18 protein-coding genes are annotated in these 19,697 nt (G+C 73.2%); 10 read left to right on the forward strand and 8 right to left on the reverse strand.

Going from position 1 to position 19,697, the window contains the following annotated elements; genetic code table 11:
* Positions 1-70 precede the first annotated feature (70 nt).
* Together IAG43_RS34930 and IAG43_RS01255 are read right to left on the reverse strand one after the other, a co-directional pair.
* Complete coding sequence (locus IAG43_RS34930) at positions 71-202, reverse strand: hypothetical protein (RefSeq protein WP_281403958.1); 132 nt, start codon at positions 200-202, stop codon at positions 71-73.
* Positions 203-460: 258 nt separating this feature from the next.
* Entirely contained in the window at positions 461-1,765 is a 1,305-nt protein-coding gene (locus IAG43_RS01255) for a hypothetical protein (protein ID WP_187738889.1), read from the reverse strand.
* Positions 1,766-2,337: 572 nt separating this feature from the next.
* Here IAG43_RS01255 and IAG43_RS01260 point away from each other — a divergent pair.
* Both IAG43_RS01260 and IAG43_RS01265 read left to right on the forward strand, forming a co-directional pair.
* Positions 2,338-2,745 carry an FKBP-type peptidyl-prolyl cis-trans isomerase gene (locus tag IAG43_RS01260; protein WP_187738890.1) on the forward strand — a complete coding sequence of 136 codons (408 nt, stop codon included), beginning with the start codon at positions 2,338-2,340 and terminating at the stop codon, positions 2,743-2,745.
* 414 nt (positions 2,746-3,159) lie between these two features.
* A complete protein-coding gene (locus tag IAG43_RS01265; protein WP_187738891.1) occupies positions 3,160-3,486 on the forward strand; it encodes an STAS domain-containing protein in 327 nt (108 codons plus the stop codon).
* Positions 3,487-3,578: 92 nt separating this feature from the next.
* On the opposite strand, the gene IAG43_RS01270 is transcribed toward IAG43_RS01265, so the two are convergent.
* Together IAG43_RS01270 and IAG43_RS01275 are read right to left on the reverse strand one after the other, a co-directional pair.
* Positions 3,579-3,977, reverse strand: coding sequence for an SRPBCC family protein (locus IAG43_RS01270; protein WP_187738892.1), 399 nt, complete (start codon positions 3,975-3,977; stop codon positions 3,579-3,581).
* Between the two features lie 118 nt (positions 3,978-4,095).
* Positions 4,096-5,067: a LysR family transcriptional regulator gene (locus IAG43_RS01275; protein WP_187738893.1), complete on the reverse strand. Its 972-nt coding sequence runs from the start codon at positions 5,065-5,067 to the stop codon at positions 4,096-4,098.
* A gap of 106 nt (positions 5,068-5,173) precedes the next feature.
* Here IAG43_RS01275 and IAG43_RS01280 point away from each other — a divergent pair, with 106 nt between their 5' ends.
* The 4 genes from IAG43_RS01280 to IAG43_RS01295 all read left to right on the forward strand — a co-directional run bounded on the left by IAG43_RS01280 (position 5,174) and on the right by IAG43_RS01295 (position 9,821).
* Positions 5,174-6,370 carry a nuclear transport factor 2 family protein gene (locus IAG43_RS01280; RefSeq protein WP_187738894.1) on the forward strand — a complete coding sequence of 399 codons (1,197 nt, stop codon included), beginning with the start codon at positions 5,174-5,176 and terminating at the stop codon, positions 6,368-6,370.
* Positions 6,371-6,513: 143 nt separating this feature from the next.
* Complete coding sequence (locus tag IAG43_RS01285) at positions 6,514-6,846, forward strand: glyoxalase superfamily protein (RefSeq protein ID WP_187738895.1); 333 nt, start codon at positions 6,514-6,516, stop codon at positions 6,844-6,846.
* A 602-nt stretch (positions 6,847-7,448) separates the two neighbouring features.
* On the forward strand, positions 7,449-7,664 hold the full coding sequence (locus IAG43_RS01290; RefSeq protein ID WP_187738896.1) for a hypothetical protein: 216 nt from the start codon (positions 7,449-7,451) through the stop codon (positions 7,662-7,664).
* Positions 7,665-7,667: 3 nt separating this feature from the next.
* A complete protein-coding gene (locus tag IAG43_RS01295; protein ID WP_187738897.1) occupies positions 7,668-9,821 on the forward strand; it encodes a helix-turn-helix domain-containing protein in 2,154 nt (717 codons plus the stop codon).
* 114 nt (positions 9,822-9,935) lie between these two features.
* Here the strand turns inward: IAG43_RS01295 and IAG43_RS01300 are convergent, their stop codons facing one another.
* On the reverse strand, positions 9,936-10,874 hold the full coding sequence (locus IAG43_RS01300) for a MerR family transcriptional regulator (RefSeq protein WP_187738898.1): 939 nt from the start codon (positions 10,872-10,874) through the stop codon (positions 9,936-9,938).
* A 219-nt stretch (positions 10,875-11,093) separates the two neighbouring features.
* Between IAG43_RS01300 and IAG43_RS01305 the strand changes: the two genes are divergently transcribed.
* The 3 genes from IAG43_RS01305 (at position 11,094) to IAG43_RS01315 (ending at position 15,068) form a co-directional block, all read left to right on the forward strand.
* Positions 11,094-11,597: a GNAT family N-acetyltransferase gene (locus IAG43_RS01305; protein ID WP_187738899.1), complete on the forward strand. Its 504-nt coding sequence runs from the start codon at positions 11,094-11,096 to the stop codon at positions 11,595-11,597.
* Positions 11,598-11,894: 297 nt separating this feature from the next.
* The gene (locus tag IAG43_RS01310) at positions 11,895-14,213 is read left to right on the forward strand and encodes a hypothetical protein (protein WP_187738900.1); all 2,319 of its coding nucleotides are present in this window, start codon (positions 11,895-11,897) and stop codon (positions 14,211-14,213) included.
* Between the two features lie 180 nt (positions 14,214-14,393).
* Positions 14,394-15,068, forward strand: a complete 675-nt coding sequence (locus IAG43_RS01315) for a class I SAM-dependent methyltransferase (RefSeq protein ID WP_246574676.1) — start codon at positions 14,394-14,396, stop codon at positions 15,066-15,068.
* A 270-nt stretch (positions 15,069-15,338) separates the two neighbouring features.
* Here IAG43_RS01315 and IAG43_RS01320 read toward each other — a convergent pair whose 3' ends face one another.
* The gene (locus IAG43_RS01320; RefSeq protein ID WP_187738902.1) at positions 15,339-16,304 is read right to left on the reverse strand and encodes a pirin family protein; all 966 of its coding nucleotides are present in this window, start codon (positions 16,302-16,304) and stop codon (positions 15,339-15,341) included.
* Positions 16,305-16,429: 125 nt separating this feature from the next.
* Between IAG43_RS01320 and IAG43_RS01325 the strand changes: the two genes are divergently transcribed.
* Complete coding sequence (locus IAG43_RS01325) at positions 16,430-16,777, forward strand: tetratricopeptide repeat protein (RefSeq protein WP_187738903.1); 348 nt, start codon at positions 16,430-16,432, stop codon at positions 16,775-16,777.
* A 325-nt stretch (positions 16,778-17,102) separates the two neighbouring features.
* Here the strand turns inward: IAG43_RS01325 and IAG43_RS01330 are convergent, their stop codons facing one another.
* Both IAG43_RS01330 and IAG43_RS01335 read right to left on the reverse strand, forming a co-directional pair.
* Positions 17,103-18,107 carry an AEC family transporter gene (locus IAG43_RS01330; protein WP_187738904.1) on the reverse strand — a complete coding sequence of 335 codons (1,005 nt, stop codon included), beginning with the start codon at positions 18,105-18,107 and terminating at the stop codon, positions 17,103-17,105.
* A 138-nt stretch (positions 18,108-18,245) separates the two neighbouring features.
* Positions 18,246-19,679, reverse strand: coding sequence for a dihydrolipoyl dehydrogenase family protein (locus tag IAG43_RS01335; protein ID WP_187738905.1), 1,434 nt, complete (start codon positions 19,677-19,679; stop codon positions 18,246-18,248).
* Positions 19,680-19,697: the final 18 nt, after the last annotated feature.

Below are 19,697 nucleotides of genomic sequence, written 5' to 3' on the forward strand. Positions count from 1 at the left end.
GATCGCCGGCCCACCGCGACCCCGGGGCCGGCAGGACTTTTTGCGGCAGCGGCTCCGCCCCCGCGGGGCATCACGGATCGACGCAGGCTGCCGACGGGCTGTCGCAACTGTCGCTGGACGCGTTGAGCACGGCCCCCAGCGCGAGGACGGCGAGGATCACGATGACGACGTGGAGGAAGTCCCGGCCGCCTCCGCCTCGCACCCGGGGCGGCCTCGGCGCACCGTGCTCCGGACCCGTGTCCCCGTCCGAAGGCTCGCTCCCCGTCCCGTCGGATCCGGCTGTCTCCACGCGTCCCCCCGGCATCGTCGCCCTCCTGCGAGGACACGGCACGGCTCCTGCCCTGTCAAGTCCCCTTCCGTACCTGCTTCCTGCCACGGCGGGCCTCCCCGCATTCCCGGCACCGACCATCATCGGCGTCACCCCGGGACCTGATGCCTGCCGCCCGACGCGGGCACGTGATCATCCGTAGAGCGTGTGGGCGTCGCCCTTGAAGAGCGGGGTGGCCTTCCTGGTCAGGTCGAGGGGCGTGAATCGCAGGCCGGTGCCGTTGAATGCGTGGACGGTGCGGGTCGCGGGCTCGACGGCGAGGAGGTCGCCCAGGCCGTCGCCGTCCCAGTCGCCACCGCCGACGAGTTCGCTGTAGCGCTGGAAGCCGCCGCCGAGGCGTTCGCGAGTGGTGAACGTGCCGTCGCCCTTGCCCAGGTACAGCCACAGGACGCCGGCCTTGTCCCGGGCGACCAGGTCGCCGGCGGGGCCGCCGGCGATGTTCCCGACGGCGGTGATCTGGTTGTAGATCTGCCAGCCGCCGCCCACCCGCTTGCGCGCGGCGAAGGGAGCGGCGGTGTCCCCGGTGGACTTGTAGAGCCACAGGACGCCGGAGGTGTCGGCGGCGACGACGTCGGACCGGCCGTCGCCCACCAGGTCGCTGCCGCCCGCGATGTGGTGGTAGACCTGCCAGCCGCCGCCCACCCGCGAACGCGGCTCCAGGTACTCCGGCGTGCTGCCGCCGTTGCCGCGGTAGAGCCAGAGCACGCCGGTGCGGTCGCGCACCACAAAGTCGGAATGAGCACTTCCGGCGACGTCGCCGGTGACCTCCAGGCGGTCGAAGGCGTCCCATCCCCGGCCCGACCAGAAGTCGCTCCGGCCCACGCCGCCGCGGTAGGAGCCCTCTCCGTGGAGCCGGGCGTCGGCGCCGACCGCCAGCAGGTCGAAGACGCCGTCGTCGTCGAAGCCGTGGGCACGGGGGGTACGGGTCCCGGTGAAGGAGCCGGAGCGCGTCAGGACCGGGTCACCGCCCTGGGCCGGGGTCGCGGTCAGGGTCCACGTGTACGTGCCGGAGTTGGCGGCGAAGGTCGCGGCCGTGCCGTCCGGGTCCGGGTACGAGAACGTACCGTCCCACGTGAAGCGGCACGGGGTGCCGGTACCCGTTCCGCCCTGACCGCCGTGGGTGCGGAGGAAGGTGACGCTGTCGCCCGTCCGCGCGTTCCGCAGGGTGAAACGGACCAGGACCTCGCCCGCGTCCAGATCGAACACGAAGTCCAGGGCGGAGGTCCTGTCCAGGTCGATCGTGCCGGTCGGCACCTGCGCCGGAATCTCCTCACCGGACCCCGCGGACGGCACTGTGGCGGCAGGCGGTGCGTCCGCCACCGCGGCACCTCCGGCGGCGGCCGCGGGGGCGGCCAGGAGGCCGGAGCCCAGGGTGACGGCCAGGGCGGTGGCGGTGGCAGCGGCGAGGCGCCGCCGCCGGACAGCGGTGGAAGGCAAGGGCACTCCAGAGGAACGGGCGGCGCACGAACGCGAGAACGAACAACCGGATGAACGGACGACCTGACGACCGGACGAAGACATGACGCCCGAGGCGCACGGAAGGTTGCGCCGGAGAAGCTCCGTCCGCGCAGTCACGACCGGAGCAGCCCTCGCCCCGGCCAGGATGTGCGAGCGCCCGTGGCCGCGGGGGCCGGAGCACGGGCGGCCCCCGCGTGGCGCGGTCACGGGACGGGTCGGACAGATACGAACTAACCGGGTTGGACGGTTCGAGACGAACTAGATCGGATGTGTCGGGACGAATCGGGTTGAACCGATGAGGTCAGGCCAGGGCGAGGCAGTCAAGTCAGCACAAACACGGCTGAATCGGCAGGTGGTGGCTCGACAGCGGGGGACCGGGGCGCCCGGCCGCCGAAGGGAGCCGGGCGGGCGCGGCCCGGCCGTGCCGTGTCCGGCACAGCGGCGTGCGCCACGGATCGGCGGCCCCGGTAGCGTGACGATCTGCCGCCCGGAGTGCCCGTGCGGCCCGGCTGGTCCGCGCGCGGACCCCGGCGGAATGGAACGAGGCTGCGATGACTGAACGGACGAAGCCCGAGGTCCGCGTTCCGGAGGGTGACGTTCCCACCGAGTTGACCGTCCGGGACCTGATCGTCGGAGACGGCCCCGAGGTGAAGCCGGGCATGGTGGTCAAGGTGCACTACGTCGGGGTGACGGCCGAGTCCGGGAAGGAGTTCGACGCCTCCTGGGACCGTGGCGAACCGTTCAAGTTCGCCCTGGGCGCCGGCAGGGTCATCAAGGGCTGGGACCGCGGCGTCAGGGGGATGAAGGTCGGCGGCCGGCGCGAGATCGTCGTCCCCCCTCGCCTCGGCTACGGCAAGGAGTCGCCCTCGCCCCTGATTCCGGCGGGCTCCACGCTGGTCTTCGTGGTGGACCTGGTGGACTCCTACTCCGGCCCGGCCGGGTGGAGCAGCGCCCGTTGACGTGATCGCCTCGCGCGGCTCCGGACCGCGCGTCACAGCCCCGCGCGACCGTGCGCGCCGGTGCGGGGGCACCGGGAGCGGCCGGGGAACGCGCGGCACCCCGACCTCAGGGCATATGCGGCGCCTCGGGCGGTGCGGACCGCCGTGCGTGCGTCGTCGCAGGCCGGGAGCGGTGGGCGGACGGAGAGGGCCCCACGGGAGAGGGCGTGCCGGAGGCCTCCCTGGCGTGCACGACGCCGGGTGTGTCACGCTGGGCGGACAAGAGACTGAGCCGCCGTCACCGAGACCGGCTCCTTTGGATTCACGGACGTTGCCCCCCACACGGGCATCCGGGATCCGCCATAGTCGTCGGCCCGCACCGCCGGGCCGCCTCGTCTGTGGGCTCTCAACCCCCCGGAGAGGGGGCCGCCCACCATGAACGTCACCACGGAGATCCACGGCGCCGCCGCCACGTTGACGCCCCACGGAGACATCGACTTCCAGCACCTCGCCCAGCTGCGCGCCAGCGTGGACCGGCTTCCGCCGGCCGTGACGGCCGTGGCGTGGGACCTGCGCGACGCCCCTTTCATCGACGTGGCCGGCCTCCACCTCCTCAACACCCCGGGCGATCCTCAGCGCGCGACCAGCATCACCAACCTGCACCCCCAGCACCGCAGGCTGCTCACCGTCGCCTGCGAGGTGTTCCCCGAAGCGGACTTCGACCGCTACCTGCACGGGCCGGGCGCGGTGCGCGCCGCCTGACGGGGCACGATCGGCCCGGCGGCCGCGCGGGTGCGCACGCTCCGCGGCGCGGGCGGACGCACGGCGGCCCGCACATCGCGGCCCGCGGGGCGTCAGCGCCGCACCAGGCGGTGCAGGGCCCAGCGGGCGGGCAGGCTGTACGCGGCGACGACGAGGGCCGGGCCCTCCAGCCGCAGCGTGGTGGCCGCCCCTCCCCCGTCGTCGTGCACGGCGTGGTGCAGCCGCATGCGCAGCGGTCCTGCGCTGACACGCCAGCTCCACTCCCGTTCCTCCTCGTCGACGGATTCGACGACGAATTCGACGACGAAGGCGACGGAGAACCCGAGCCGGGAGACGACCGTGCCCCGCAGTCCGGGCGCGATCCGGTCCCCGTCCGTCCGGACCGCGGCGATGCCGGGCGACCACGTCGCCCAGCGGGCGGGAAAGACGTACCGCGCCCAGACGACACCGGCCGCGGCGGGCCCACGGGCCCGGAGGGTGAGAACCGTCATCGCCACAACTCCTTCCACCGGGCGTGGACGCGCCGGATGCGTCCACGCCCCTCACCCAAGGGCAGCACGGCGCGGGCCGGCGGGCCGCCCGGCGCGACGGCTTCGCAGCCGCGCTTCGTCACGGACGCGCGCCGCCGGGACACGGTGGGAGGGCTCGGCCGGTAGCCGGGACGGGAGACGGGGTGCGCTCCCCCGCCGTCGGACGGACCGCCGCGAAGGACGTGACGAGTTCGTCCAGAAGCGGTGCCGCGCGGGGGTGCGGCGCCCGGCCCGGGGTGATCGCGTAGATGCCCCGGGTCGGGGGGTCGACGAGGCGGACGGTGGTGACGTCGGCCCGCAGGGCTCCGGTCAGCAGCCCGGGGATCAGCGCCACGGCGTGACCGGTGGCGACGAGGGCCAGTTTGCCGGGCAGGTCGGCGGCGGCGAGGTCGACACGGGCCACCACGCCGGCGCGGGCGGCATGAAGGCGCAGGAGCGCCGCGGAGCCGTCGTTGTCCTCGGCCCAGATCTCGTCGGCCAGTTCCCCGATACGCACGGGGCCGTGCCCGGCACGCGGATGGCCGGCGGGCAGGACGACCACCATCTCGTCCAGGCCGAGGAACCGCAGGGCGACCCGCGGGTCGGCCGGGAGCCCCGGCGGTGCGTCGGTGACGACGGCGACGTCGAGGTCTCCGGCGACCACACGGCCGTGCAGCTGCGCGCTCAGAGCGGGCAGCAGGCTCCACCGGACGGGCCCGGTCCGCCGCAGCAGGCCCCGGACGGCTTCGGGCACGACCCCGGCGGCGAGCGACGGTGTCGCCCCGATGGCCAGGGGCCGGTCGCCCGGCCCCTCATGTGCGTCCCGCGCGGCGCGGACGGCGCGGTCGGCCTCGTTGAGTGTGGCCAGGGCATGCCGGCGGAACACCTCGCCGGCAGGCGTCGGACGCACTCCCCGGGCGTGGCGCTCCATCAGGGGCACGCCGAGCTGTCGCTCCAGTCCGGCGATCTGCCGGGACACGGCCGACTGCGTGTGGTTCAGCTCGGCGGCAGCCGCCGACAGCGAACCGGCCCGGCACACGGTGACGAACGTCCGCCACACCGTCAGATCCATGGGGACTCCATGCGCGGCAGTATGCCGAACGGCATGCGGGAGCCGCAGGGCTGCCATGCGAAATCTGCGCTTGTCGCATCGGCCGGGGACCGCGACTGTGGTCCGCATGACGACACCGCACACGATCGCCGTCCTCGGCCTGGGGCGCATGGGCGGCGCGATCGCGACACGACTGGCCGCCGGGGACCGGGACGTCGTCGGCTGGACGCGCTCGGGACGCGCAGCGGGCACCGTCCGGACGACCGGCGACCCGAACGAGGCCGTGGCGCAGGCGGACCTCGTCCTTCTGGCGCTGTTCGACGGCCCGGCCTGCCGGCAGGTCCTCGACGGCGTCCGCGGCTCGCTGCGTGCGGGCACGGTCGTGCTCAACACCAGCACCGTCGGGCCCGGTGAGGCGGCCGGCCTGGCCCGTCGGTGGGGCCCGGACTACGTCCACGCGCCCCTGCTCGGGTCGGTGCCGGCAGCCGCCGCCGGCACCCTGCGGATCCTCGCCGCCGCCGACGGGAGCACTCTCGACCGGGTCCGGCCCGTCCTGGAGTCGCTGGGCACCGTCCGGCCCGCTGAGGACGCCTGGACCGCCGCCGCGCTCAAGCTGATCGCCAACAACAGCCTGGCGGGCGCGGTGCTCGCCCTGCGTGACGCGCTGCGGCAGGCCGCCGCCCTCGGCCTGCCGCGCGACCAGGCCCTTGACGTCCTCGAACTCGGCCAGCTCGGCGGCCTGGTGGCCCGCAAGCGGCCCTTCCTCCTCGGTGCGGCCGCGGCAGACGACGCCGAGTTCACGATCGGCGCGCTGACGAAGGACATGGACCTGCTGGCCACCGCGACGGACACCCCCTTGCGCAGCGCGACAGGACTGGCCGGCGCCCCCGGCGACCGCGAGGCCGACATCGCGGTCGCCGCCACGGCCCCGGCCCCCGACGACGCCGTACTCCGCCCCCTCCGCGCCTATATCCGCGGACACGCCACCGGCGATCCCGCCCATTTCCGCGACGCGTTCCTGCCCACGGCCCATGTCGAAGGGATGCGGGACGGCGCGTTCGTCTCCTGGGGCCTGGACGAGTACTGCGCCCTCTTCCCCGGCCGGCCGGCCGCGGACGAGGCCACCCGCACCCGCCGGATCGACGCCGTCGACGTCCACGGCACCGTGGCGACGGCGACCATGACGCTCGCGCACGGGGCGGACACGTTCACCGACGTCTTCCTGCTGGTCCTCGCCGACGGGGGCTGGCGGATCGCCAACAAGGCGTACCACCGTCACGTCCGAGGCAGCCGGGCGGTGCGCGGCTCCGCCGGCGGCGGATGACGGCAGCGCACCGGTGGCGACCACGCCGCAGAGCACGGCAGCGCCCGGCGGCCGCGGCCGCGGTCGCGATCGGGCAGGAGCGGCCGGGCACGACGCCTCCGGCCCGGGGCCCCGTCGGGACGAGGGTCTGGAAGCATGGCTCCATGGAAGAAGAGGCCATTCCCGTTCTCCGCGTCACGGACGCCGCGGCAGCGGTCGTCTGGTACGAGCGGCTGGGTTTCGCGCAACAGTGGGAACACCGCTTCGAACCCGGATTTCCCGCGTTCGTCGAGGTCGCCCGGGGCGGAGTGCGGCTGTTCCTGTCGGAGCACGAAGGCGACGCCCGTCCCGACACGTTGGTGTATCTCCGCGTGCGGGATGTCGACTCCGTCGCCCGCGAGTTCGGTGTCCGGGCGGAGGATGTTCCGTGGGGGCGTGAGACCGAGCTGCGCGACCCCGACGGCAACCGTCTGCGGATCGCGACACCCCCGGAGTGACGTGTACCGACCGCTCCTGAACGGGGGTCGGGCATGTGCGCGTGGCATACGGCCCGGACCACGCGTCCTTCGTCGACGCGGACTCCGCATCGGGCACCCGCGCTCCCTGTCGCCTGGAACCCGAGGAGCGGTGTCGCGACGGGCCGCAGGCCGGCTCCGCCCGGAAGGGGCCGCGCCAACGGCCCCTTCCTTTCCTGCGCAGGGGCCCGGACCGCCGGTTCCCGCACCTGGGGAGGATCAAATCTTCAGAGATGTGATCTCAGGGGGAGTATGCGCTGGTCCGGAATTGTTCAACACCGGGTCTTGTTCGGCATCGCGTCCCACTCGTCGCGGCCGGCCTGATCAGGCACAACATCCGCCGGCAGCCGTTGTTCACGGCACGGGAGGCCGCCGAACCCTTTGTTCAGCGAACTTTCACAATCGGACATTCCCTGCAATGTGCCCTCATTCCGCCACTGTTCGGAGTGTGTGCCGCCGGGCATGCTTCGAGAGCGTCCACCGGTCGGCTGCGAGACCGGAGCGGCACGGCGGCAGCGCCAACTGCCCCGCGCCGCGGATGTGCACTTCCTCTGTTCCGGACCGCCGTCTTCGAGGAGTTGCTCATGTCCCGTGTCCTCCATCCCTCCCAGGGTCCCGGCCGACTGCCGTGGCCCGTGTCCGTCAAGGTGACAGTGATCGTTCTGGTCGGGGCGGCGACCGCGGTGCTGACCGCGCTCGGGTCCACGGCGGCCGCCTCGCTGGCGGTGATCGTCATGGTGACGTCGACCGGCCTCGACATCGCCCGCCGCCTCACCCCTCCCGGCGAGCAGGCGCGGTAGACGATGGCCGCCTCCGGACCCGGGCGCCCCCAGCGCCCGGTCAGTGAAGCCGTCCCGGCGCTGGCGGAGCTCGCGCAGCACTTGCGCGAGCTCCGGCTCGAGGCCGGTATGACGCTGGCCGAGCTCGCCGCTGCCGCGCACTGGAGCAAGGCCGCACTGAGCACCGCGACCGCAGGCGAGTCCCTGCCGAAGTGGAAGCTGGTCCGCGCCTGGGTCGAGGCCTGCGGACAGGCACCCAATCTACGTGTCTGGGAAGCCCGTTACCTCAAGGCGCAAGCGGAGTACCAGGTGATGCGCGAGGCGGTGCGGCAGCAGTCACCCGCCCCGGTGCCCGCGAACCGCGGCGGTCTTCCGCCGGTCGCTCCGGCACCGGCCGACGGCATCGGGCGGCTCGAACGCGTCCCGGAGCCGGCACCGGTCGTCGTGCAGCACGCCTCCACGGCGCTGGAACGCGACGGGTGGCGTTCCCTGGCCCCCGACACCCGCGCCTGGTCGGTCTCGGCGCACCCGTCCCCGCTGAAGCTGCGCTACACGACGGTGCACGAGGACATCGTCGATCCGGACGCCGGCGAGGGCGACCTGTCCGGCACCTACGACGAGATCGCGGAGGTGTTCGATCTGGCCGGCTGCCGGTGCCTGCTCGTCCTCGGTGCGCCCGGCAGCGGGAAGACGCAGCTCGCCCGTCACCTGGGCACGAAGCTGATGCAGTCACGGCGCGGCGACGGGCCGGTACCCGTCCTGGTGTCGCTGAGCGGATGGCACGGGAGCGAAGGGCTCGAAGCGCTCCTGGAATGGACGGCAGCCGCCCTGGACGGGGCGACGGCCGAGCACGTGCGGGGCCTGCTGGCCTCGGGCCGCATGCTGCCGGTCTTCGACGACTTCGACGGCGTGGCGCCGGGTGAGCGCGTGCCGGCCCTGCACGCGCTGAACCTCCTGGCACAGCAGGCGCGGTTCGTCCTGATCAGCGACGAGATCCCCTACACCGAGGCGGTGGTGGAGAGCGACAGCGTCATCTCGGGCAGCGCCGGCATCCGCCTCGGCCCCGTCACCCCGTCCGATCTCGACGGATGGATCCAGCACGGCTCTCGGCAGCGGACGAAGCGCGAGCTGTGGGCCGCGGTCCTGGCGCACCTCGCCGCCCACCCGGGCTCGCCGGCCGAACACGTCCTGTCCGATCCCCTGCTGGCCGGCGCGGCCCGCCTCCTCTACACCGACGGCCGGGCCGACCCCGGCGAACTGATCGCACCGCACGCGACGGCGGAATCGCTCGAACGGCGCCTGATGTCCCATCTCGTCGACACCTGGCTGCCGCGCCGGATGCGCAACCCCGGCCCCGACGCGAAGGCGGCCGGCCAGCGCATGCACCTCGCACTGCGCATGCTCGCCTCACGGCAGGAGGACCTGGGCCGGGCGGTGCACACCCGCCTGGCCTTGTACGCCCTTCCGCCCTGGAGCCGGTTCACGGCGGTGATCCTCTCCGTCGTCGTCTTCGGCTGGTGCGTGTCCGTCACCAGCAGCACCAAGCCGGATCTCTACGGCAGCGGAACCACGGAGCTGTCCTCGCCGGGGATCCTCGCCGCTGTGCTCCTCGGCGTGGGCACCTACGTCTACGTGCGACGCCAGTACGCCGAACGTGCCGGGCCGCCCTCTCCCTGGGAGCAGGCGACGCCTGTCGCCGCCGTGCCGGGCCTGATCCCCCTGTCGTTCTTCCTTCAGCCCCCCTACTACAGCTTGGGGGAAGCCGCCGGCGTCGTCCTCACCTCCGCCGTCCTCGCCCTGGCCGCCCGCCTCCACCACCGACGAGGCAGCCGCCTCACCCCCGCACGCCACCTGACCGAACTCCTCTTCCTCGCCGTGGCGTTCACCGCCGTCCCCATCGGCGGCACAGGTCCGTCCCAGGCCGTGCTCTTCCTCATCGCCGCGGCCCTTCTGACCTGCAGCACCGTCTACGGCCACTGGCTGCGGGCAGCGCTCACCTCACGCCTGGTCTGGATGCCCCTCAGACCCTCCGACCTCACCGCCGCCATGGACGACGCCACCCGGCACGGCTTCATCTCCCGCGGCATCGACCACTACACCTTCACCCACCGGGCCCTCCTGCACCACTACCGGCGTCCCGCCCAGCCCGCATCCGAGTGGAGCGCACGCCCGCAATGACCGTGTGGGGGGCGGCGGAAGGCACGGCCCGCCGCGTCGCTCGGGTCCGTGCGGGCCCGCCTCGAACCGGCGCCGGCCGTGCCCGGCCGCCCCTGCCTCCGTGCCGCCGCACCGTCACAACTGTGTCCGGACACGCAGAGCCCGGAGGGACCACTCGAGCACGGGAGCCAGGCTCGTCGGGGCCGGCCAGCCGTTGACGACAGCGAGCAGGTGGAGGTAGCGCTCCCTGCGGGGGTCGTTCACGCTCTCCAGCCGGGCCGCCAGCCGACGGCGGAGTTCGATGCCGTCGGGGCGGCCGACGAGGTGTGCGTAGTGCGCCATGAACGCCGCGACGACCGTGTCGGCCCCGGAGGAGGCCGGGTCGACGCCGGCGGCCAGGGCCGGGGCGGCATGGTCACGGACGGTCGAGGCGATGTCGCGGCGGGGGCCCGTCGTGTCGCTGCGGGCCCGGTCGGCCGCCAGGTCCTCGGCCACCCGCCGCATGACGGCCCGGAAATCAGGGTCCAGCGACATCTCTGCCAGCTCCACCCACGCGTGGACCTGCTCGGTTCCCGGGTTGTCGGGCAGCTCGGGGGTCATCGTGCGCATGACCCCCGCGCATGCGGGATCGGCGTCGAGCCCGCCGAAGACGGCGTCGAGGAAATCGCCGACCAGACGCCGGCGTTCGTCCTCGGAGAGCTGTGCCATCCGGTGCATGAGTTCCGTCTCCTCAGGTGTGGCCCCGCGCTGGGCGACCGCCGTCAGTACCGCGCGCCGCAGCCGCAGGACGCGGATCTGCACGGCCAGTGCGTCGGCGTGCGCCGCGGCGACCTCGGGAAGCGAGAGCTCGCGGTCCACGACCCGGCGGATCGCGGGGAGGCCGATGCCCAGCTCGCGCAGGGTCCGCACGAGCTCCAGGCGTGCGACGGCGTCGGCGCCGTAGCGGCGGTAGCCGGCGGGGCTCCGGTCCGTGGGCGACACGATTCCGCGATCGGACCAGAACCGAATGGTCTTGACCGTGAGGCCGGTTCGCCGAGCGAGCTCGCCGATCGAGTAGAGCGTGTCGCCGTTCATGCCCCCACCCTCGCGTCTCCCCCTGCGGGAGACGCAAGCCCCTTCCCCTGCCGGCCACGTCCCGATCCGCACACAGCGGCCATCCTTCCGCCCTCGCGGCGCCCACGGGCCGTAACCGGCACCTCCCGCAATCCGGGCCCACGGGCAGGCGGGCCGGGCCGGGATCACCAAGGTCACCACCGTGAAGCGGACGGCCGCGCACTGCTACGGTCGGGCGCCATGAGCTGGCTTCCCGATGATTTCGTCCACCCCGTCCTCGTACCGCTGCCGGGCGGTGGCCATCACCTGCGGCCGATCCGGGAAGCGGACACCCCGCTCGACTATCCGGCCGTGATGGGTTCGCGCGAGCGGCTGTGGACCATCTTCGGCCCGGCCTGGGGATGGCCCGCGGCCACCATGACCTACGAGGCCGACCGGGCCGACCTGTTGCGGCACGAGAAGGAGATCGCCGCACACCAGTCCTTCAACTACGCGCTGTTCGACGCGGCGGAGACAGCTCTGCTCGGCTGCGTCTACATCGACCCGCCGGAGAGGGCCGGCGCGGACGGCGAGATCTCCTGGTGGGTGGTGGACGAGCTGGTGGGGTCCGAGGTCGAGCAGGCCTTCGACGCGCTGGTGCCGCAGTGGATCGCCGCCGACTGGCCGTTCGAGCAGCCGCGCTTCCTCGGCCGTGAGATCTCCTGGTCGGACTGGCTCGCCCTGCCGGAGCATCCCCGCGCGTAAGCGGTTGTACCACCCGCATCCTGGCGAAGAGCGTTCGGTCCCGGGACGTGAGCTTCAGGAGCACTCCGTCAGCCCGCTCGGGCCCGGCTCCCTCGACAGCCCTGCGGTGGAGCCCTCGACAGCCACTTCCGGCCAACGGACGGCCCGGACCCGGACGCAGGCGTCGGGGTGGCCGCCGGAGGGAAAGGCCTCTCCCAGCGGGCCGGATCGGACCGCGGCGCGGCAGGAAACAGGGGGAGCGGCATGTCATCGACCAGGGGACGGACCGGGCCACGGAGCCTGGCAGCGTCCGTGCTGATGCTGGCGTTGTTACTGGGCGCGGGCGGCGGCCCGGCGGAGGCGTCCGCCGGGGCGGGGACGCAGTCGCCGGTCCGTGCCGAGAAACCCGCGGCGGACAGGGACCGCAAACCCGCCCCGTCGGGCAGGTCGATGACGCGGATCGACGGCGACTGGTACCGCGATCCCCTCGGCCACCGGTCGTACGTGCACCGGCAGGCGGTGTGGGGCCACCGGTCGCAGCTCGAGGGCGGCAGGAACCGGCAGCGGATCGACGGTGGCCGGAACGTCGCGATCGGGTTCGTGGACATCACGGGACTCGACGACGTGGACACGCGTGGTCTGGAAGTGGTGGAGACCGCCGCGCTGAAACGCGACGACCCCGCGCTGTACGAGCAGCTGCGCATGGGCGAACGCCCCGGGATCGAGAGGTTCGTCGTCGTCCCGCGCGCCAACGAGGCCTCGGCGGGCATGGACGGAAGCCACTCCGAGCTGCGCATCCTCGTCTGGGATCTGGCACTGCTGAGCCGGAACGCACGCGAACCGGTGTCCGGGGAACGGCTCTTCGTGCTCTACAGCGACCGCTCGCCGTGCAGGACTCAGTGCGCCGCCCGGATCCCCTCCACCACGGATGTCATCTACTCCGTCGTGGACGGCAAGGACTCGGCCGACGAGCTGAACGACCGCATCAACCGGGCGAAGGCGCAGGCCGACGCCGAGAAGTCCACCGTGGCCCGGGAGGTGGCAGCCCACAGGCAGCTGATCAAGGAGCGCAAGGCGGCGGAGAACGAGCGCCTGAGGCAGACCAGGAAGGAGAACCAGTTCTTCCGGAACCCCCGCTCCGCCGGACCGTGCGACGGCCGGGCTCCCGGCATGCGCTCCCAGCTGACGACCGTCGCACTGACCGCTCTGCGCAGGGCACCGGCGGCCGACCCGTGCGGGGAGAACGACACCGCGGGCGGCACCGCCGACGGCCTGAGCCGGGCGCTGACACAGCCGGTGCCCCAGGCGCCCGGCGGGATCGACTTCTCCTCCCTGCAACTGCGCCATCTCTCCGATCCCGGCGACGGCAGCGGTCTGCAGTACGCCTTCCGGGCGCCCCTCTCCGACGACGGTGGCGCCCCTCCCGCGGCGGGTCTCGACGCCGCCGGTGCCAGCTCCGACGCGTTCTTCGTCTGGCTCGCCCTCGAACCGTCGGCGTTCTGGGTCAACCTCAACCCCGACGAGCCGGACCGCATCGTCGACGAACGGCTCGGCCGCACGAACGCCGGGCGGGTCCTGCTCGAAGCCGATCTGCTGATGAAGAAGACGATCGGCGAGCTCATCCATCCCCACTCGGCACGGGGCCGGCAGTTCTGGGACGGCATCAGCGGGACGTGCATGTCGTACCGGACGTGGATCCTTCCCGCGCCAGCCTCGGTCCACCAGGACGGTGACGAGCTCTACATCCTCGACGCCCCGCTCGACGTCAGGATGGAGACCCAGTACCTGGAGCAGCGGGGCGAGGCCGCCACCGGCTCGTGCCCCCAGCAGGACGAGGCGGCCGAGGACCACAACGAGCGGCACTTCCGCAGTCTGATCCTTCCCGAGCTGAAGAAGGCGATCAACAGCGCGCCCGAGTACGCCGAACTGCGCCGGGTCTACCTCGCCAGGGTCGCCGCCGAGTGGTACCGCGGCCTGAGCCGCGTCAAGGAGACCACCTACGGTGATCTTGTCGACACGGGTGACGTCGACGACTGGCGGATCAACGGCCCCTGGAAGCCCACCGACACCTTCGACCGGTTCGTCGAGTCGTACACCGAGGGCGAGTTCAAGGTCACCGACAGGACCACGGAAGGCGGGACCACCTCCGTACGAAGCTATGTGTACGGCGGCGTCGACCTCAGCAGGATTCCCCTCACCAAGATCTCGGGCGACCGTTTCGCCGCGGAGCACGCGAACCTTCCCGAGGACGTGCGGCGCTCACTGAGCGAGCCGTCCGCCGACGGCCGCGGCGCGATCTGGCTCGGTTCGCCCACACCGCGCCAGGCCGCCGGCTCCGGCTCCGGCTCCGGCTCCGGCTCCGGCTCCGGCTCCGGCTCCGATCACGATTCCGGCTCCGGACCGCAGGCGCCCGCACCGGGCCAGGCGGCCGACCCCGGTTCACAAGACGAGTCGTCGACCGCCGGATGGCTGGCTCTGCGCGTGCTGCCGGTGTCGGTGGCCGCGGCAGCCCTGCTGCTCTGGTGGAGGCGGCGCCTCCGGAACTCGGCCGCCTCCGCGAGGACCGGGCGGAGCACCGTGGATTCCGCCGCACGGGACGGGGCCCGGCGCGACCGTACGTACGACGAGTACCTCTGATGCGCCCTGCCAGCATCCCTCAAGGTCGAACGGCCAAGCCGTGGAGTACTGCCGAGCGCTGTCTGCCCCGCTCGTGTGAGGATGGTCGGCACGTCTGCTCGTGCACTGAGCTTCGGCGCAACCGCGGAGGCGTACGAAAGGTTCCGGCTCGGGTATCCCAAGGCGCTCCTTGACGTGGTGATGACGTACGCGGGCCGGCCGGTCCGGACGGCCCTGGAGATCGGTGCGGGGACCGGCAAGGCAACCCGCCTGTTCGCCGACCATGGGGTCACGGTCACGGCGACGGAGCCTGACGCTGCCATGCTCGCCGAGCTGAACAAGACCGCGCCCCCGAACGTGACGACCGTGCGGGCCGCGTTCGAGGACCTGCGGCCCGGTGAGACCTATGGCTTGGTCTATGCGGCGGCAGCCCTGCACTGGACGCGCCCAGAGGGTCGGTGGTCAAGAGCGGCCGCGCTACTGGAACCGGAGGGCGTGTTCGCCTCATTCGGCGGCCAGGTTCAGCTGGCTGACCCAGCTGTTGCGGAGTCTGTGCGTGCGGCGCGGACTCCGTTCCTGGAGAGCGACGAGGTTCCGTCTCCCGACGGGACTGCTCCTGATGAGGAAATGCAGTGGCCGGGCACGGAGCTGCAGCAGTCTCCGTTGTTCCTCGACATTCGGCAGGCCGTCGTCAAACGGCGCGTGACGATGAGCGCGGCGGATTACGTCGGCTACCTCTCCACCGTCTCGGCGTATCTCCAACTGCCGCAATCGAAGCGGCAACAGGCCTATGACGCCATCATGCGAGTCCTGCCCGAGAGTGTCGAGATCGCCGCCGACATCATCGCCCATCTCGCGCGTCGGCGGCCCGAATAGGGGGCGACGTTCCTTCTCGGGGCCACGGCAAGCCTCACGCAACGGCCTGCGTCGAGACGGCCATGTACGCAGCCTTCTCCTGCCCGGCGCCCACCGTGGTCACCCGATACTGAGACGTCGTTCGAGCGACACCGCTCAAGATCGGAACAACAACAGCCACCAACCCCTCCTGCACTGTGTGCGGCAAGCCCCGGGAGCGTTCCGCTTCTGTGGAACGGCGTCACCCCCGAGGCTTCGCGGGCGCACCTGCGGGCCAGGGATCGCCGCGGTTCAGCGCACCCTTCCCCGCGGTTTCAGCGCCACGGGCGGGAGTTCGGGGGCGGGCAGGCGGTCGCCGTCGTAGCCCTTCACCTCGCCGAACCGGTCGCTGTTCATCCACTCCTCGCGGGCCTGGGCGACCTCCTCGTGCGAACGGCCGATGAAGTTCCACCACATGACGATCTCCTCCTCGAACGGCTCTCCGCCGAGGAGCATGAGGCCCGCGTCGGAGGCGGCGCGCAGGGGGAGTTCGGTGCGGCCGCAGCCGAGGTAGAGCATGGAGCCGGGGAGCACGGGGACGCCGTCGACGTGGGCCTCACCGGACATCGAGAGCACCGCGTACTCGAAGTCGGGGTCGAGCGGAAGGCGGCTCTCGGTGCCGGCGGCCAGGGCGAGGTCGGCGCCCACGATCGGGGTGTAGGCCGTGCCGGGCGACTCCGCGCCTTCGAGGGAGCCGAGGATCACGGTGGCGCTCAGGCCGGGGGCGGTGACTCGGGGCAGGTCGGTGTGGTGCTGGAAGTGGGGCTCGACCCCGCGGTGCTCGCCGGGCAGGGCGACCCACAACTGGGCGCCGTGCAGGTAGCGGGCGTGCTGCTTCGGGCTCTCCTCGGAGTGGCTGATCGCTCGGCCGGAGGTCATGAGTCCGAGTTCGCGGGGCCGGATGGTGGCGAGCGACCCGGTGCTGTCGCGGTGCAGCACCTCGCCGTCGTGCAGCCAGCTGACCGTCTGGAGACCCGTATGGGGGTGCGGGGGGACCTGCATGCCGGGCTCGTCGGCGATGTCGTCGGGGCCGTAGTGGTCGACGAAGGCCCAGGCGCCGACCATGCGCCTGCCGAGGTTGGGGAGGAGCCGGCGGACCTCGGTGGACTCACCGAGCTTCACGTGCCGGGGGCTGAGGAGTTCACGGACGGGCTCGGCCACGACGAACCCGCGGCCGCCGCAGACGGACGCATCGGGCTGACGATCGAGATTGCTCATGCCGCACAACCTAGTCGCCGGGACGGCCCGACGGGCCCCAGGGTGCCGTCGGCAGCCCCGGGAATGTGCGGCCGCGGCATGGCGTTCACATGATCGTCCGACCCCGTCGCACGAAAGGTACGCAGGTGAGCGAGAGCTACTTCGAGTTCGGGACCCCCGCCGAGCGATGGGACCGGGCGCAGCTGTTCTTCGAGGCCAAGGAGTACGGCACGGCCGCCCGGATCCTGGCCGGACTGGTCGAGGAGACGCCGGAGCAGGTGGCGCCGCGGCTGCTGCTGGCCCGCGCCTACTACCACTCCGCCCGCCTCGGCAAGGCTGAGTCGGAGCTGCGGGCCGTGCTGGAGCGGGACCCCGTGGAGCACTACGCCCGGCTGATGCTGGGCCGCACGCTGCAGCGCCAGGGCCGGGCCGGTGAGGCGGAGCCGCATCTGCGGCTGGCGGCCGCGATGTCGGGCGACTCCCCCGCCGGGTGACCGGACGCGGTGACGGGTCCGGTGTCACGGGTGCGTGCCCGTGACACCGGAGTCGGGGCCTGGGCGCCCCGGGGCATGCGGGCCCGCCGCTTCGAGGACGACGCGTGGACGGTCACGCGGATCGCGGCTCATGTGACGGGGAGCCCGCCCATGAGCCGCGATCCGCGTCGCCGGACGGGAGGCGGAGACGCGCAGACCGGTGGGACGCGGGTCATCAGAAGCCGTGCGCCGCGCCGAAGGTGATGATGCGTCAGATCCGGCCGGGCGCCGGAGGTCCTGCGCTCCGCCGATCGCGCACGCGGCGCGGCCTCACGCGGGCAGAGCGTCACGCGAGCAGCCAGGCGATCACCGAGAGCGAGGCCGTCGAGAGCACGGTGGACAGCAGCACGGTGTCGGTGACGACCCGGGTGTCGAGGCGGTACTCGGAGGCGTAGACGAAGGCGTTCTGGGCGGTCGGGAGGCCGGCGCACAGCACGACGGCGAGCAGGTCGTCGCCGTCGAGCCGGAACACCGCGTGGGCGAGGACCCAGGCGAGCAGCGGGTGGACGACCGTCTTCAGCAGGACGAGGACGTACCGTTCGGCCTTCTCGTACCGTCGTGGCCCGTCGGGGGCGGACCGCTTCTCCGGGCCGGGTCCCCCTGTCGCGGTGCGCACCGTGGCGGGGCTCTCCCGCGGCGTGTCCCCGGCCGGGCGGCGGCGGTCGAGCGACAGGCCGAGGGCGAAGAGGGCGGCGGGCACGGCGGCGCCGCCGAGCATCTCGACGGGCGCGGTGGCCTCCGGGGGCAGGCGCAGGCCGAGGGCGGCGACCGCGGCGCCGGCCGCCGAGGCGGCGATCACGGGGTTGCGCAGCGGGAGGAGCAGCAGCCGGCGCGGCCGGTGGCGCGGGCCGCCCGTGTCGAGTTCGATCAGGACGATGATCACGGGGGTCACGAACAGCGTCTGCACCAGGGCGACGGCTATGACGAACGAGGCGTCGCCGAGGACGTGGAGGGCCACGGGGATGCCGAGGTTGGCAGAGTTGACGTAGGAGCCGGCCATGGCCCCGATGGCGCGGTCCGCCCGGCCGCGGCGGAACACCCTGCGGCCGAGGACCAGTCCGAGGGCGAACATCAGCACGAGGCTGAGCGCGAAGACCGCGACTCCCGGGGTGGCCAGCCGGGAGAGTCCGGCCCGCGAGAGCGTCAGGAACAGCAGCGCCGGCATGGCGAACACGAAGGCGAACCGGGCGAGGACGAACTGGGCCTGCCCGCCGAGGACATCGAGGCGGCCGGCCGCCCAGCCGGCCGCGGTGATCACCCAGATGGGCAGGAAGCCGGCGAGCACGGTCACCGGGTCAGCATGCCCGAGCCCGTTCGGCCCCCGGTGACCGGGGTCGGCGGCTCAGGGTCCCGAACCCGGGCCCCGGCCTGCGGCCTCCCGGACCGCTGGGCCGTCCCCCGCCCGCCGCGGCGGGCGGGGGACGCGGGGTCAGCCGCGGTAGGCCTCCAGCAGCCGCAGCCACACCTCGCTGATGGTCGGGAAGGCCGGGACGGCGTGCCACAGCCGTTCGATCGGCACCTCGCCCGCGACCGCGACGGTCGCCGAGTGCAGGAGTTCGCCGACGCCGGGGCCGACGAAGGTCACGCCGAGGACGACCTCGCGGTCGAGGTCGACGATCATGCGGGCGTGCCCGCGGTAGCCCTCCGCGTAGAGGCCGGCGCCGGCGACGGAGCCGAGGTCGTAGTCGACGGCGCGCACCCGGTGGCCCGCGCGCTCGGCCTCGGCGAGGGAGAGGCCGACGGCAGCCGCCTCGGGGTCGGAGAAGACCACCTGCGGGACGGCCGCGAGGTCGGCCGTGGCGCTGTGCGCGCCCCAGCGGTCGGTCTCCAGGAGGGGCACCTGCTGGGCCCTGGCCGCGATCGCGGCCCCCGCGATCCTCGCCTGGTACTTGCCCTGGTGGGTCAGGAGGGCCCGGTGGTTGACGTCGCCGACGGCGTAGAGCCAGTCGGTCCCCTCGACGCGGCAGCTGTCGTCGACGGTCAGCCAGGAGCCGTCCGCGAGGCCCACCGAGTCGAGGCCGATGCCGTCGGTGCGCGGGGCGCGGCCGGTGGCGAAGAGCACTTCGTCCGCCTCGACGCTGCCGCCGTCGCCGAGCACCACGGTGACGGGTCCGGTGCTGCCGCCGGGGCGGTCCACCGCGGCGACCGAGGTGTTCAGGCGTACATCGGCGCCGGCCTCCCGCAGGGCGTCGACGACGTGCTCGCCGACGAAGGACTCCATGCGGGGCAGGACGCCGCCGTCGCGGACGAGGAGGGTGACCCGGGAGCCGAGCGCCTGCCAGGCGGTGGCCATCTCCACGCCGACGACACCGCCGCCGACGACGACGAGCCGGGCGGGCACCTCGCGCGCGCTGGTGGCCTCGCGGCTGGTCCACGGCCGGGCTCCGGCGAGGCCGGGCAGGTCGGGCAGTACGGCGCGGCTGCCGGTGGCGACGACGACGGCGTGCCGGGCGGTGAGCAGGTGGTGCTCCTTCTCCGCCCCGTCGACGACGACGCTGCGCGGTCCGCGGAGTCTGCCGTGGCCGCGGTAGAGGCGGACGCCGATGGAGTCCAGCCACTCGGCCTGGCCGGTGTCGTCCCAGTCCCCGACGCGTTCGTCGCGCCGGGCGAGCACGGCCTTGGCGTCCAGCGGTCCCTGGACGGCGCCGGAGAGACCGGGCACCCGGCGGGCGTCGGCGCGGGCGAGTGCCGGGCGCAGCAGCGCCTTGCTCGGGACGCAGGCCCAGTACGAGCACTCGCCGCCGATGAGTTCGCTCTCGACCACGGCGGTGCTCAGGCCCGCGGCCCTGGTCCGGTCGGCGACGTTCTCGCCGACGGGGCCCGCTCCGAGCACGACGACGTCGTATTCCACAGCTTCGGTCATAGGCTCAGTCTGCTGCGG

The organism is Streptomyces genisteinicus (assembly GCF_014489615.1).
Taxonomy (GTDB): domain Bacteria; phylum Actinomycetota; class Actinomycetes; order Streptomycetales; family Streptomycetaceae; genus Streptomyces; species Streptomyces genisteinicus.